The organism is Sphingomonas sp. GCM10030256 (assembly GCF_042666415.1).
Taxonomy (GTDB): Bacteria; Pseudomonadota; Alphaproteobacteria; order Sphingomonadales; family Sphingomonadaceae; genus Sphingomicrobium.
In genome coordinates this window covers 305,100-318,771 of the sequence record NZ_JBHTDI010000002.1, presented here as the reverse complement: position 1 = coordinate 318,771, position 13,672 = coordinate 305,100, and the positions used below count along the sequence as shown (strand labels likewise).

The 13,672-nt window shown below is 66.2% G+C and carries 13 protein-coding genes; 9 read left to right on the top strand and 4 right to left on the bottom strand.

Translation table 11 applies throughout. The features are described from left to right. Positions 1-4 precede the first annotated feature (4 nt). Together ACFQPG_RS09295 and ACFQPG_RS09290 are read left to right on the top strand one after the other, a co-directional pair. The gene (locus ACFQPG_RS09295; RefSeq protein WP_380812324.1) at positions 5-394 is read left to right on the top strand and encodes a response regulator; all 390 of its coding nucleotides are present in this window, start codon (positions 5-7) and stop codon (positions 392-394) included. Further along, on the top strand, positions 391-1,242 hold the full coding sequence (locus ACFQPG_RS09290) for an EAL domain-containing protein (protein ID WP_380812322.1): 852 nt from the start codon (positions 391-393) through the stop codon (positions 1,240-1,242). The genes ACFQPG_RS09295 and ACFQPG_RS09290 overlap by 4 nt, the downstream gene beginning before the upstream one ends. On the opposite strand, the gene ACFQPG_RS09285 is transcribed toward ACFQPG_RS09290, so the two are convergent. Genes ACFQPG_RS09285 through ACFQPG_RS09275 form a run of 3 tightly spaced genes read right to left on the bottom strand, consistent with a single transcriptional unit; the run spans position 1,207 to position 4,918 of the window. Next, a complete protein-coding gene (locus ACFQPG_RS09285) occupies positions 1,207-2,679 on the bottom strand; it encodes an aldehyde dehydrogenase family protein (RefSeq protein ID WP_380812320.1) in 1,473 nt (490 codons plus the stop codon). The genes ACFQPG_RS09290 and ACFQPG_RS09285 overlap by 36 nt on opposite strands. Then, the gene (locus ACFQPG_RS09280; RefSeq protein WP_380812318.1) at positions 2,676-3,830 is read right to left on the bottom strand and encodes an aminotransferase; all 1,155 of its coding nucleotides are present in this window, start codon (positions 3,828-3,830) and stop codon (positions 2,676-2,678) included. The genes ACFQPG_RS09285 and ACFQPG_RS09280 overlap by 4 nt, the downstream gene beginning before the upstream one ends. Then, entirely contained in the window at positions 3,827-4,918 is a 1,092-nt protein-coding gene (locus ACFQPG_RS09275) for a CaiB/BaiF CoA transferase family protein (protein WP_380812316.1), read from the bottom strand. The genes ACFQPG_RS09280 and ACFQPG_RS09275 overlap by 4 nt, the downstream gene beginning before the upstream one ends. 60 nt (positions 4,919-4,978) lie before the next feature. Here ACFQPG_RS09275 and ACFQPG_RS09270 point away from each other — a divergent pair, with 60 nt between their 5' ends. Beyond that, positions 4,979-6,112: an acyl-CoA dehydrogenase family protein gene (locus ACFQPG_RS09270; RefSeq protein WP_380812314.1), complete on the top strand. Its 1,134-nt coding sequence runs from the start codon at positions 4,979-4,981 to the stop codon at positions 6,110-6,112. Here ACFQPG_RS09270 and argR read toward each other — a convergent pair. Then, positions 6,109-6,561: an arginine repressor gene (gene argR / locus ACFQPG_RS09265; protein WP_380812312.1), complete on the bottom strand. Its 453-nt coding sequence runs from the start codon at positions 6,559-6,561 to the stop codon at positions 6,109-6,111. The genes ACFQPG_RS09270 and argR overlap by 4 nt on opposite strands. 75 nt (positions 6,562-6,636) lie before the next feature. On the opposite strand from argR, the gene argC reads away from it, so the two are divergent. The 6 genes from argC (at position 6,637) to ACFQPG_RS09235 (ending at position 13,607) form a co-directional block, all read left to right on the top strand. Further along, on the top strand, positions 6,637-7,653 hold the full coding sequence (gene argC / locus ACFQPG_RS09260) for an N-acetyl-gamma-glutamyl-phosphate reductase (protein ID WP_380812310.1): 1,017 nt from the start codon (positions 6,637-6,639) through the stop codon (positions 7,651-7,653). Further along, positions 7,650-8,810, top strand: coding sequence for a bifunctional glutamate N-acetyltransferase/amino-acid acetyltransferase ArgJ (argJ, locus tag ACFQPG_RS09255; RefSeq protein ID WP_380812308.1), 1,161 nt, complete (start codon positions 7,650-7,652; stop codon positions 8,808-8,810). Before argC ends, argJ begins: the two co-directional genes overlap by 4 nt. Beyond that, the gene (gene argB / locus ACFQPG_RS09250; RefSeq protein ID WP_380812306.1) at positions 8,807-9,673 is read left to right on the top strand and encodes an acetylglutamate kinase; all 867 of its coding nucleotides are present in this window, start codon (positions 8,807-8,809) and stop codon (positions 9,671-9,673) included. The genes argJ and argB overlap by 4 nt, the downstream gene beginning before the upstream one ends. Then, complete coding sequence (gene argF, locus ACFQPG_RS09245) at positions 9,670-10,530, top strand: ornithine carbamoyltransferase (protein ID WP_380812304.1); 861 nt, start codon at positions 9,670-9,672, stop codon at positions 10,528-10,530. The genes argB and argF overlap by 4 nt, the downstream gene beginning before the upstream one ends. A gap of 5 nt (positions 10,531-10,535) precedes the next feature. Then, complete coding sequence (locus ACFQPG_RS09240) at positions 10,536-11,762, top strand: argininosuccinate synthase (protein WP_380812302.1); 1,227 nt, start codon at positions 10,536-10,538, stop codon at positions 11,760-11,762. 138 nt (positions 11,763-11,900) lie between these two features. Beyond that, positions 11,901-13,607 carry a Calx-beta domain-containing protein gene (locus ACFQPG_RS09235; protein WP_380812300.1) on the top strand — a complete coding sequence of 569 codons (1,707 nt, stop codon included), beginning with the start codon at positions 11,901-11,903 and terminating at the stop codon, positions 13,605-13,607. Positions 13,608-13,672 lie beyond the last annotated feature (65 nt).

Here is a 13,672-nt window from a genome sequence, read left to right as displayed (position 1 = left end):
TTGAATGCGCCGACCGCGCCTGCTGTTGATTGACGACGAACCAAGGCTGGCAGAGTTCGTCGCTGTCGCCGCGCGGGGGTGCGACTTCGATCCGGTGGTTACCAGCGCCGAAGAGGAATTCCGGCGCCAGTTTCACGCGCAGGCTCCGGACATGGTGGCGCTTGATCTCGGCATGCCCGGAATGGACGGCGTGGAGTTGCTCCGCTTCCTGGCGGAGGAGAACTACCGCTGCCCGGTGCTGATCATTTCTGGGTTCGATCGCCGGGTGCTGGAAAGCGCTTTCCGGCTGGGAGAGGCGCTGGGCCTGACCATGGCCGGTCCGCTGGAGAAACCTGCTCGCCTGGAAGAGCTTGAGGCCATCCTGAACGGCTTGAAGCCTACGCTGGCGGGATGATGACCCCCGGCGAGGTTGCCCTTCTCGACGGTTTCGAGCGGGCGCTCCTCAATCACCGCCTGCACATGGTCTATCAGCCGAAGGTCTCGCTGGACGACGGCCGGCTGATCCGGGTCGAGGCGCTGGTCCGGTGGGACGACCCCAAGCTTGGCTCGGTTGCCCCATCCCGGTTCGTTCCACTGGCCGAGCGGCACGGGCTGATCGATCCCCTGACCCAATGGGGCCTTCGGACGACCTTGCGGCAGTGGCTGGAATGGCAGCGGCAGGGGCTCGACACCTGCATCGCCTTCAATATCTCGGCCCTGTCGCTGCAGCACCTTGATTTCCCGGACCTGGTGGAACGGATGTGCCGTGGCCTGGAAGTCCCCAGCGATCGGCTGGTACTGGAGCTGACGGAGGGTGCGACCCAGCCGCTGGTCACCCTGATGGACACGCTGACCCGGTTCCGGATCAAGGGCATCGGCCTGGCGATGGACGATTTCGGCACCGGCTACTCGTCGCTGATGCAGCTTCGCCAGTTGCCGTTCACCGAGGTCAAGATCGACCGTTTCTTCGTCAGCGATGCTCCCCGCAACAACGACAGCCGGGTGATCGTGAAGGCGATGATCGAGCTGGCGCACGGCCTGGGTCTCAGCGCAACGGCGGAGGGTGTCGAGACGCTGGAGCAGCTCGCCTTGCTGCGCGAACTGAGCTGCGACGTGGCGCAAGGCTACCTCATCTCCCCTCCGCTCGAGCCGAGCGAGCTGGTCGCCTGGGCGCCGCGTCATCGCCGCCGCTGGAAGATGCTCGTCAATCCGTCCGAGGAGCCACGGCTACGGCGCCACGTCGAAACGAATGCCCTGCGCTAACGGCAGGTCGGTTCCGTAGTTCACCGTGTTGGTCTGCCTGCGCATGTAAGCCTTCCAGCTGTCGGAGCCGCTTTCCCGCCCGCCGCCGGTCTCCTTCTCGCCGCCGAACGCGCCGCCGATCTCCGCCCCCGAGGGGCCGATGTTGACATTGGCGATGCCGCAATCGCTTCCCGCAGCGGACAGGAAACGCTCGGCTTCGCGCAGGTCGTTGGTGAAGATGGACGAACTGAGGCCCTGTGCGACCGCATTGTTGAGCGCGATCGCCTCGTCGAGATCGCGATAGCGCAGGACGTAGAGGATCGGCGCGAAGGTCTCGCACAGCATGGTGCCGTCCTGCGCATCCATTTCAATCAGCGCCGGGCGGACGTAGAAGCCGCCGGCGACTGGCTCGACGCGGTCGAGTTGACTGCCGAGCACCGCTTGCATCGCGCGATAGGCGCCTTCGTCGATCAGCGGACCGACCAGCGTGTCGGGCTGGCGGGGGTCGCCGATCTTCACCGATCCGAACGATTGCCTGAGCCGCGCAATGGGTTGGTCGGCGACGCTCTCATGGACGAGCAAGCGGCGGAGCGTGGTGCAGCGCTGGCCGGCCGTGCCGACGGCCGAGAAGAGGATCGCCCGCTCGGCAAGCGTGAGATCGGCGGAGGGCGTCACAATCATGGCGTTGTTGCCGCCGAGTTCCAGCAGGACGCGGCCGAAGCGCTGCGCCACACGCGGACCCACCGCGCGCCCCATCGCGGTCGAGCCGGTCGCGGAAACAAGCGCGATCCGGGGATCGTCGACCAGCCGCTCGCCCACCTCACGCCCGCCCTGAAGCAGTTGCAGCAGGCCACCCGGAGCGTCGCCGAACCGTTCCACGGCACGACGAGCCAGCGCCGTCACCGCTGCCGCAGTGAGCGGCGTCTTCTCGCTCGGCTTCCAGATGACCGGGTTACCGCAGACCAGTGCCAGTGCCGCATTCCAGGCCCATACCGCGACCGGGAAGTTGAAGGCGCTGATCACCACCACCGGCCCGAGCGGATGCCATTGCTCCATCATCCGGTGGCTTGGGCGTTCGCTGGCGATGGTCAGGCCATAAAGCTGGCGCGACAGGCCGACCGCGAAGTCGCAGATGTCGATCATCTCCTGCACTTCGCCCAGGCTCTCCTGGACGATCTTGCCGGCCTCCAGGGTGACCAGGCGGGCGAGCGGCTCCTTCGCCGCTCGCAATTCCTCCCCCAACAGCCGCACCAGCTCGCCGCGGCGCGGGGCGGGCACGGTGCGCCAGGCACGGAACGCTGACTGCGCAGCGGCACAGGCGTCATTGATTGCTGCGGCGTCGGCCTCCGCGACATGGCCGATCACCCTGCCGTCGATTGGCGAGCGGCTTTGCATCTCGCCGGAGGAGGAGACGCCGAAGTGCTGCAGGATCGTGGCCGCTTCTTCCGCCGGGCTCATCGCGCAAGCTCCCTGCCCCTGGTGAGCGCGGCGATGCCGGCGTCGATGGTGTCGTCGCGCTTGGCGAAGCACAGGCGGATCATGTGGCTGACGGGCTCCTGTTCGGAAAAGGCGGAGAGCGGAATGACGGCGACGCCGGCCTGCTCGACGGCCAGCAGGGCGAAGGACTCGTCATCGAGAGCGATGCCGGACGCGGCAAGGTCCACGCACTGGAAGTAGGTCGAGGCGCTGGGCAGCACGCGATAGCCCGCGGCGGCCAGCCCTGCGCTCATGCGATCGCGAGCGCGAGTGAAGCGATCCCGCATCGGGTCCAGCCAGGCGTCGCCTTCGCTCAGGCCAAATGCGACTGCCGCCTGCAGGTTGGGCGGTGTCGCGAACGTCAGGAACTGGTGCGCTTTCGCCGCCAGCGAGGCAAGCTCGGCCGGCGCCACCAGCCAGCCGACCTTCCACCCGGTCAGGGAGAAGATCTTGCCGGCCGAGCCGCACTTCAGCGTGCGCTCGGCCATGCCGGGTAAGGAGGCGACGGGCGTGAACGGCTGCCCGTCGAGCAGGATGTGCTCCCATACCTCATCGCTGATCACCAACAGGTTGCGGCGCTGAGCCGCGTCGGCGACGATCTGCAACTCGTCCGGGCCGAACAGACGGCCGGTCGGGTTGTGCGGATTGTTGAAGACGATTGCTCGAGTGCGCTCGCCGATGGCTGCATCCAGCGCTTCGGCATCGATCCGCCATTCCGGAGGACGGAGCGCGACCTCCCGAACGATCCCGCCCGCGCGCCGGATCAAGGGGGCATAAGCGTCGTAGGCCGGGGTGAAGACGATCACCTCGTCTCCGTCGCGGACCAGCGCCAGGATCGCGGCGGCCAGTGCTTCGGTGGCGCCGCTGGTCACGACCACCTGCTCCGGGCTTAGCTGCGAACCATGGTGGCGATAGTAGTGGGCGGCGACCGACTCCCGCAGAACCGGGAGGCCGCGAGAGGGCGCATATTGGTTGCTGCTCTCGCGCAGGAACCCAGCCGCGGCCTCGACGATTGCCTCCGGCCAGCCGAAGTCGGGGAAACCCTGCCCGAGGTTGATCGCCTTATGCTCGGCAGCGGCCAGCGACATGCGCTCGAACACGCTGGTCGGCATGGCCTGGTAGAGCGGGTTCACAGCAACACTCCCTTGCCTCGCAGTTCGGCAATCGCGTCCGCCTCGTAGCCGAATTCCTCAAGGATTGCCGCGCCGTCCTCACCCGCCGGGCGTGGGGGACGTGGTCGGCCGGAGGGCGTTTCCGAGTAGCGTGGCGCCGGCGCAGGCTGCACCACTCCGCCGATGTCGACGAAGGTGCCGCGCTCCCGATTGTGCGGATACGAAGGCGCCTCTGCCAAACTGAGAACGGGCGCAACGCAGGCATCCGTGCCGCGGAACAGCTCAACCCATTCGTTGCGCGTGCGCTGCGCAATGGCCTCGGCAACCTGGGCCTTGGTCGGCGAGCCGGAGAGGCCCAGCCCGTTCAGCAAGGCGGCCCGGAACTGGGGCTCGATCGCACCCAGCGCAAGCTCCTTGCCGTCGGCGGAGCGGTAGCAGGCGTAAAGCGGTTCGCCCCCGTCAAGCAGGTTCGCTCCGCGCAGGTCCTGCCAGGCTCCGGCGGCGCGAAGGCCGTAGATGAGTGCGCCGCACAGCGCCGCTCCGTCGGCCATGGCAGCGTCGATCACCTGCCCCTGGCCGCCGCGCTGTACGTGCAACAGCGCGCTGACCATGCCGAACGCCAGCATCAGCCCGCCGCCGCCATAGTCGGCCACCAGGTTGAGCGGCGGCACCGGCGGGCGGTCCGCTTCCCCGATCGTGGAGAGCAAGCCCGTGAGCGCCAGATAGTTGATGTCGTGCCCGGCTTCCCGCGCCAGAGGTCCCGTCTGCCCCCAGCCGGTGACCCGCCCGTAGATCAAGTTCGGATTGCTCTTGAGCAGTTCGTCGGGGCCGAGGTTCAGGCGCTCCATCACGCCAGGCCGGTAGCCTTCGATCAAGCCATCCGCGCTCTCTGCCAGCTTGCGGACGATCTCCCGCGCTTCCTCCTGCCGGAGGTCGAGCGCGATGCTCTCCCGGCTGCGGGTCAGGGGATCGTTGGGCACCGCGAGACTGCCCGGGCGCTCGATCCGGATCACCCGCGCGCCATGATCGGCCAGCATCATCGCCGCGAACGGACCCGGCCCGAGACCCGCCATTTCCACGATCGTCAATCCGCTGAGCGGTCCGGCCACGCGCCTCCCCTTTCCTCCCCTGCCCTGTAGAGCCTAGGCTTCGCCCGACAAGGAGGAAGCATGCTCGACACTGCAGGCCGAACCATCTTCGATGACAGCCACGAAGCCTTTCGCGACACCGTGCGCCGGGTGGTCGCCAGCCTCGACGTCGACCGGCACGAGCGCGAGGGGATCGTCGAACGCGAGGCCTGGCTGCAGGCGGGATCGGCGGGCATGCTCTGCCCCGGAGTACCGGAGGAGTATGGCGGACCAGGCCTGCCCTTCACTTTCAACGCGATCGTCGGCGAGGAGATCAGCTACGCCGGCGCGGCTGCCGGCTTCACGCTGCAGAGCGACATCGTGGCCGATTATCTGATCGCCTACGGCAGCGAGGAGCAGAAGCGACGGTGGCTGCCGGGCATGGTCTCGGGCGAGGTGGTCAGCGCCATTGCCATGACCGAGCCCGGCGCCGGGTCCGACCTGCAGGGCATGAAGACGATCGCACGGCGGGATGGCAACGGCTGGCTGCTGAGCGGTTCGAAGACCTACATCACCAATGGTCAGAGCGCCGACCTGGTGATCGTCTGTGCGCGGACGACGGAAGAAGGGGGCGCAAGGGGCATCAGCCTGTTGCTGGTCGAAGCCGGCGACGAGGGATTCAGCCGCGGCCGGAACCTCGACAAGATCGGGCTTCACGGCAACGACACGTCCGAGCTGTTCTTTGACGAGGTGGCCCTGCCCGCCGACCGTTTGCTCGGCCAGGAGAATGCCGGGTTCATGATGCTGATGAACCAGTTGCCGCAGGAGCGGCTATCTATTGCGGTGCAGGCGCAGGCGGCGGCGCAGCGGGCATTCGACCTGGCGGTGGAGTTCACGCGCGAGCGCAGGGCATTCGGGCGAACCGTGTTCGAGTTCCAGAATACCCGCTTCACGCTCGCCGACATGAAGGCTCGGCTGCAGGTCGGCTGGGCGCACCTAGACTGGGCGATTGCTCGGCACGTCGCGGGCAAGCTGACCCCGGCCGAGGCCAGCGCCGCCAAGCTGTGGCATTCGGAAGAGCAGTTCGCCTTGGCGGACATTGCGCTGCAGCTGCATGGCGGCGCGGGCTACATGAATGAATATCCGATCGCGCGCCTGTGGCGCGATGCCCGCGTGACCCGGATCTACGGCGGAACGTCGGAAATCATGAAGGAGCTGATTGCCCGCGCGATCTAGACCGATAGCCTCCGCACGACATCGTCCGCGCTGGCGGGCGGGCGCACCGCGAGGAAAATAGTGTCGTCGCCGCAAATAGTGCCGGCGATCTCCGGCAGTGCGGCCTGATCCAGCGCTACACCGACCATGTGGGCGGAGCCAGGCGGGGTACGCAGCACGACGAGATTGCCGGCCGCCTCCGCTGAACGCACCCATTCGCGCAGGATCGCCTCAAGGCGCCGAGCAGACCAGTCCGCCGTTCCGATCTGATCCGGCATCGCATAATGAACGGTGCCGTTGCGCCGCACCTTCATCGCCCCAAGGTGATCGAGGTCGCGGGAGATGGTCGCCTGGGTCGCGGCGATTCCCATCTCCGCGAGACGGTCGGCCAATTCCTCCTGGCTGCCGAGAGTGTTGGAGCGAACGAGATGCGTGATCGCGCGCTGGCGGCGGGCGCGGGTGTCAGTCATCGGAAACTCTCTGGCGGTGGCAAGATATGCACTCACTTGCATACTCATGCGGAAAAGTGAATAGGGCACCTCATCGTGATTCGAACCGCTATTCTTGGTGCCTCCGGCTACGTCGGCGGCGAGCTTCTTCGCCTTTGCGCCGGCCACCCCGCCCTGCGAGCGGCGAAGCTGTTCGGCGGCAGCGCTGCGGGCAGGTCACTTGCCGAGGTGCATCCGCACGTTGCGCCCGCGTATCCGGACACGTTGGTTGAGCGGTTCGAGGAAGTCGCTCTGGACGGCATCGACCTGGTGTTCGCCGCCCTGCCGCATGGTCACTCGCAGGCGATCGCGCCCGCCATCCTGAAGCGCGGCCTCCCCTTCGTCGACCTGGGCGCGGATTTTCGACTGGACGACGCAGCAACTTACGAGCGCTGGTATGGCGCGGCGCACCAGGCGCCCGAACTGCTGGGCGAGTTCGTCTACGGCATTCCCGAACTCAATCGCGAACGCATCCGGGGCGCGAGGGCCGTTGCCGCGGCAGGCTGCTATCCGACCGCTGCGATCCTTGCGCTCAAGCCGCTGGTTGATGCGGGGCTGATCGACCGCGCGAATATCCTGGTCGATGCAGCGTCGGGAGTCAGCGGCGCCGGCCGGCCTGCGAAGGAAGCGAGCGGGTTCGGCCGGGTCTCCGAAAACTTCTCCGCATACGGCTTGCTCAATCACCGCCACACGGCGGAGATGGAGTCGGCACTCGGCGGCACCGTCCTTTTCACACCGCACCTGCTGCCGATGAACCGCGGCATTCTCGCGACCTGCTATGCGCCCGCCGCCGGTGCAATGCAGCCGGCCGCACCCCTGGACGCGCTGCGGAGCGCTTATGCGAACGAGCCGTTCGTGCATGTGACGGAGGCGCTGCCCGAGACCAAATGGACCACCGGCTCCAACGCCGTGCAGGTAACCGCGCGCTATGACGAGCGTACCCGCCGGGTACTGGCGCTATCGGCGCTCGACAATCTCGGCAAGGGCGCGGCCGGGCAGATGATCCAATGCGCCAACCTGATGCTTGGCCTCGAGGAGACGGCCGGCCTTTCCACCTGCGGAGTCTATCCATGAGCGTTACTGCGGCCGAGGGCTTCGTTGCCGCGGGTTGCCATGCGGGGATCAAGCGCAAGCGGTTCGACATGGCGCTGCTCGCGACCGAGGACCGCCAGCCAGTTCCGTGCGCGGCAGTTTTCACGCGCAACAAGTTTGCCGCACCGCCGGTGGAGCTGGACCGCGCGCTGCTGGCCGCGAACGGCGGACTCGCGGCGGGCGTGATCGTCAACAGCGGCAATGCCAACGCTGGTACCGGCGCCAAGGGTCGCGCGGATGCCGAGGCCATGGGCGAATGTGCGGCCGGCGCGCTCGGCGTGCCGGCTGGCGCGGTGCTCGTCTGCTCGACCGGGATCATCGGCACGCCGCTGCCGATGGATCCGATTGTCCACGCCACGCCACGCCTCGCCAAGAAATTGTCGCGGCATGGTGCCGACGACGCGGCTCGCGGAATCCTGACGACCGACCACGTGACCAAGCAGGTGGTGATCCAGGGCTCAACGTTCACCTTGGGCGGCATGGCCAAGGGGTGCGGCATGATCGCGCCCAACATGGGGACAATGCTCGCCTTCCTGACCACCGATGCCGACGTGCCGCGCGAGGCGATGCAACGCATTCTGGCAGAGGCGTCCGACCGCACCTTCAACACGCTAAACGTCGATGGGGCGACCTCCACCAACGACACCGCGATGCTGTTCGCGTCCGGTAAGCGGGGCAGGTGCAACCTCGAGGAGTTCGCCAATGCGGTGCAGGTCGCCTGCGAGGAACTGACCTTCAAGATGGCCCGCGACGCCGAGGGCATGACGCGAATCGCCTTGCTCAAGGTCACCGGCGCCCGGAGCGACAGGGAGGCAAGAATCGCCGCCAAGGCGATCGCCGAGAACAATCTCGTCAAGTGCAGCTGGTACGGCGGCGATCCGTATTGGGGCCGCCTGCTCGCCGCCGCGGGCTCGTGCGATGTCGAAATGGACGTCGCCAGGAGTTTCGTCTGCTACGGGGGTGTGCGGGTCGCGGAAGGCGGCACGGGCATCGACCATGACGCGCAGACGCTGACCGAGCACATGATGGGTGACACCATCCAGATCGAAGTCAATCTCGGCACCGGCGGCGGCGCGGCGCAGGTGATCGGCATCGACCTTGGCCCCGGCTACATCAAAGAGAATAGCAAGACGTCATGACGCCAGTGGACACAGCGCGGGTCCTTGTCGAGGCCCTCCCCTACATCCGCCAATTCACGGGCAAGTCGATCGTCGTAAAGCTCGGCGGAGCCGCCATCGATGAGGAAAGCGACGTTGCTTTGGCCCAGGACGTCATGCTTCTGCGCAGCGTCGGAGTGAACTGCGTCGTCGTGCACGGCGGCGGCCCGCAGGTCGACGCCATGCTCCGCCGCGTTGGCAAGGAACCGGAGTTCCGCGGCGGCCTTCGCGTGACGGATGCAGAGACGTTGGAGATCGTCCGCATGGTGCTGGGCGGCAAGATCAACCGAGATCTCGTGACTACCATTAACGGTCAGGCTGGTGAGGAGCCGGTCGCGGTCGGCGTGTCCGGCGAGGATGCGGGTCTGCTGGTGGTCGACCCAGCGCCCGGCAACCTCGGCTTTGTCGGCAATGTCGCGCAGGTTCGCGCCTCCTTGATCGATCGGTTGCTGGAAGATGGGCTGATCCCGGTTGTCTCGACCATCGGCGCCGATTCTTCCGGCCAGCCGCACAACGTCAACGCCGACGAAGCGGCGCGGGCGATCGCGGTGGCCATGAAGGCAGAAAAGATCATCTATCTGACCGCTGCTCCGGGGCTGCTCGAGGACGTCCACGACGAAAGCTCGCTAGTCCCGCGTCTGTCCTCCGCGGAGCTGCGCCAGCGCATGGGCGACGACAGCATCAGCGCCGGCATGATCCCGAAGCTAAAGGCTTGCGCCGACGCCGTCGATGGCGGGGTCGGCACCGCGCACATCATCGACGGCCGGGTGCCACACGCTCTTCTGATCGAGCTGCTCACAGACCAGGGTATCGGGACGATGGTCAAGCGGGAAATCGCCGCGTGAAGCACCTGCTCGCCATCCGGGACCTCTCGCCCGCCGACCTCGAGGACATCCTTGCCATGTCCGAAGAGAGCGCCGCTAAGCCGTTCGCTGACAAGGGTGTCGCGCTCTACTTCGAGAAGCCGAGCGCACGGACCCGCAACTCCATGGAAATGGCCGTCGCGCAGCTTGGCGGGCACCCCGTCTACCTGCAGAAGGACGAACTCGGCATCGGCCTACGTGAGAGCGTCGAGGACGTTACGCGCACCCTCGCCTGCTTCCACGCGATCGCCGCCGGTCGGGTGAAGGATCATCGCCTGCTCACAGCAATGGCGGCAGTGAACGCACTGCCGGTGCTCAACATGCTGTCGGACACCGATCACCCGCTGCAGGCGCTCGCGGACCTGCTTACCATTCGTCAGCTGTGCGGCCGGATCGAGGGCGTGAAGGTCGCCTTCGTCGGCGATGCCAACAACAATGTCGCGCGGTCGCTGGCCGAGGGTTGTACGCTGCTCGGTGCGGAGCTGATCACCGCTTCGCCGGCGGGATACGAACTTCAGGACCCACCCGCCGGAGTCCGCCAGCTTGCCGACCCGGTCGAAGCGGTTGCAGGAGCCGACATCGTCTACACCGACGTGTGGGTTTCGATGGGGCAGGACCGGGAGGCGGAAAGGCGCCGGGCGGCCTGCTCGGCGTACCAGGTCGATGCCGCGCTGATGGCCCACGCGCCCGACGCCTTCTTCCTCCACTGCCTTCCCGCGCGGCGCGGCGAGGAAGTGACCGCCGAGGTGATCGACGGCCCGCGCTCCGTCATCTGGCAGCAGGCCGAAAACCGCATGCACAGCGCCCGCGGCGCGTTGCAATGGCTTCTCAAGGACTGACAAGAATGACTGACAAGCCCAAGGTCGTGCTCGCTTATTCGGGCGGGCTGGATACCTCCATCATCCTCAAGTGGCTGCAGACCGAGTATGATGCGGAGGTCGTCACCTTCACCGCGGACCTCGGCCAGGGCGAGGAGGTCGAGCCGGCGCGGCGCAAGGCGGAGATGCTCGGCGTCCGGCCCGAGAACATCTTCATCGAGGACTGCCAGGAGGAGTTCGTCCGCGACTACGTCTTTCCGATGTTCCGCGCGAACACGGTTTACGAGGGCCAGTATTTGCTTGGCACCTCAATTGCGCGCCCGCTGATCGCCAAGCGCCAGATCGAGATTGCGCGTGCAGTCGGAGCCACCGCCGTCTGTCACGGCGCGACGGGCAAGGGCAACGACCAGGTCCGGTTCGAGCTAGGCTATCTCGCGCTCGATCCGGGGATCAAGGTCATCGCTCCGTGGCGCGAGTGGGACTTCGCCAGCCGTGAGCAACTGATCCATTTCGCCGAGCAGAACCAGATCCCGATCGCCAAGGACAAGCGCGGGGAATCGCCTTTCTCCATCGATGCCAACCTGCTGCACAGCTCCTCCGAGGGGAAGGTGCTCGAGGATCCCTCGGTCGAGGCGCCGGAGTATGTCCATCAACGGACCATCTCGCCGGAGGATGCTCCGGACAGGCCGACCGTCATCACAATCGATTTCGAGCGCGGCGATCCCGTTGCGATCGACGGGCAGCCCCTCTCGCCGGCGAGCCTTCTGGCGAAGCTCAACGACCTTGGCCGGGACAATGGCATCGGCCGACTGGACCTGGTCGAGAACCGCTTCGTCGGCATGAAGTCGCGGGGGGTGTACGAGACGCCCGGCGGCACCATCCTGCTGGCCGGGCACCGAGGGATGGAGAGCATCACGCTGGACGGCGGCGCGATGCACCTCAAGGACGAGCTGATGCCGCGCTATGCAAGCCTCATCTACAACGGCTTCTGGTTCGCGCCGGAACGGCGGATGCTGCAGGCGGCAATCGATGCGAGCCAGGAGCATGTCACCGGACGGGTGCGGGTGAAGCTGTACAAGGGCAACGTGACCGTGATCGGCCGTGAGAGCGACCATTCGCTCTACGACCAGGACCTCGTCACCTTCGAGGAAGGCAGCTCCAGCTATGACCAGCGCGACGCGGCCGGCTTCATCAAGCTGAACGCCCTCCGCCTGCAGATCGCGGCGCAGCGGGAGCGGAAGCTGAGTATCTAGTTCCTTGTTCCAGCGGCGGCAGAAACTGCCGCTCTCCAGAACCTTTTTATGGAGTAATCCGAACAGGATATCGCCTTTGCCGGCCGTGAAGTTCATTATCGATCAACAACAGGAATGACCTTTCAAGGGGGTCAAGCCATGTCGACGATAGAGGTCCGGATCGCGAGCGGCGCCGACGATGTCGAGGAGCGGGCCTCAGGCTCGATGGGCCTGAGCAGCTCGGACCTTGAGTTGGTGACCGATGGCAGTGCGGTGCAAACGGTCGGTCTCCGCTTTCTGGGGCTCAACATCCCGCAGGGCGCCGTGGTCACAAGCGCTTACCTGCAATTCCAGACCGACGAGGTCTCGACGGGCGCTGCGTCACTGACGATCCGTGGCCAGGACGTGGGAGACGCGGCGCCCTTCTCCAGTACGGCCTTCAATGCGTCTTCGCGCGTGAGGACCGATGCGTCGATCAGTTGGACTCCCAGCGCGTGGAGCACGGTCGGCGAGGCCAGCCTTGCCCAGCGCACGCCGGACATCAGCGCCATCGTGAGCGAGATCGTCAGCCGGTCGGATTGGGCAGCGCTGAACGACATCGTCCTGCTGATCACCGGAAGCGGCAGGCGCACCGCCGAAGCCTTTGAGGGCGGCGCCGCGAAGGCGCCTCTCCTGCACATCGAGTACACGTCGCCTGGGACGGGTACGGGTGCGGGCAACGTGTCGATCTCCGACGTGTCGGTGACGGAGGGCAATTCCGGTACCAAGCTGGCGACCTTCAACGTGAGCAGGACCGGCACGGCAGCGTTCTCGGTCGATTATGCTACCGCTAATGGGTCGGCCGCAGCGGGCACCGACTATACGGCGATTCCGCTGACCACGCTCAACTTCGCGGCGGGCGAGACGACAAAGATCGTCTCGGTCTCGATCAGGGGCGACACGACGGCGGAGGGCAACGAGACCTTCTTCGTCAACCTCAGCAATGCCGTCGGACCCGGCGCCGTCATCGTCGACGGTAGCGGCATGGGCACGATCGTCGACGATGACACAGCCGCGTCCCAGCCGACCGTTCGGAACGTGTGGAGCACCACGGCGCTTGGCAGTCCGGACCCGTCGGGCCTGGCCTATGTCCCCGGCAAGGGCCTGTTCCTCTGCGACTCCGAGGTCAACGAGTCGCCGTTCAACAGCACGACCAACATGTTCCTGGTGCAAACCAACGACGGCGGCGTCCTTACCCGCCTTGCCGGATACAAGCTCACCGGTTTCACCATCGAGCCGACGGGCCTTGCCTATGTGCCGTCGTCCGACCTGCTGTTCATCTCCGATGACGACGCCGACCGGATGTACTGGGTCGATCCCGACAATCCGCAGACGAAGCTCGGCGAATTCAGGACGGCGCTGAGCGGCCCGACGGATGCGGAGGATGTCGCCTATGACGGGTTCGACGGCGATGCCGGCGGGCACGACGGCCACTTGTACATCGCCAACGGAGTCAACGCGAACATCCGGGAAGTGACCCTTAACGGAACGCTCGTCCGGACTATTGCGCTGCCCACGATCATCAAGGACCCAGAGGCGCTGGTGTGGGACGACGTCCACAACGTCTTCTTCGTCGGAGGGAAGTTCAGCGCCAACATCTGGATGCTCGATCGCAACGGCGCGATCCTGGATACGATCACGCTCCTCAGCAATTTTCCGCGGCCGGGCGGCTCCCGCGCCAAGGTCACCGACCTCGAACTGGCACCGAGCAGCGATCCTTTCGATAGTCCGGACAAGCTCAGCCTCTATGTGGCGGACTATGGAGCCGACCAGGTCAATGACGGACGTCTGTTCGAGATCAACCTTGGCGACTTCTTCTTCGCTTAACGCAACAGACTCACGGGACCTGGTCACCTTCGACTGCCCGGATGCCGAATGGCGGCTCTTGCGCT

What these genes read in the sequence shown, in the direction of transcription:
- argB (WP_380812306.1), top strand. Translation starts at nt 8,807, where the DNA reads ATGACGCCAGTGGACACAGCGCGGGTCCTTGTCGAGGCCCTCCCCTAC.
- ACFQPG_RS09235 (WP_380812300.1), top strand. Translation starts at nt 11,901, where the DNA reads ATGTCGACGATAGAGGTCCGGATCGCGAGCGGCGCCGACGATGTCGAG.
- argR (WP_380812312.1), bottom strand. Translation starts at nt 6,561, where the DNA reads ATGACTGACACCCGCGCCCGCCGCCAGCGCGCGATCACGCATCTCGTT.
- ACFQPG_RS09295 (WP_380812324.1), top strand. Translation starts at nt 5, where the DNA reads ATGCGCCGACCGCGCCTGCTGTTGATTGACGACGAACCAAGGCTGGCA.
- ACFQPG_RS09290 (WP_380812322.1), top strand. Translation starts at nt 391, where the DNA reads ATGATGACCCCCGGCGAGGTTGCCCTTCTCGACGGTTTCGAGCGGGCG.
- ACFQPG_RS09240 (WP_380812302.1), top strand. Translation starts at nt 10,536, where the DNA reads ATGACTGACAAGCCCAAGGTCGTGCTCGCTTATTCGGGCGGGCTGGAT.
- argJ (WP_380812308.1), top strand. Translation starts at nt 7,650, where the DNA reads ATGAGCGTTACTGCGGCCGAGGGCTTCGTTGCCGCGGGTTGCCATGCG.
- ACFQPG_RS09270 (WP_380812314.1), top strand. Translation starts at nt 4,979, where the DNA reads ATGCTCGACACTGCAGGCCGAACCATCTTCGATGACAGCCACGAAGCC.
- ACFQPG_RS09285 (WP_380812320.1), bottom strand. Translation starts at nt 2,679, where the DNA reads ATGAGCCCGGCGGAAGAAGCGGCCACGATCCTGCAGCACTTCGGCGTC.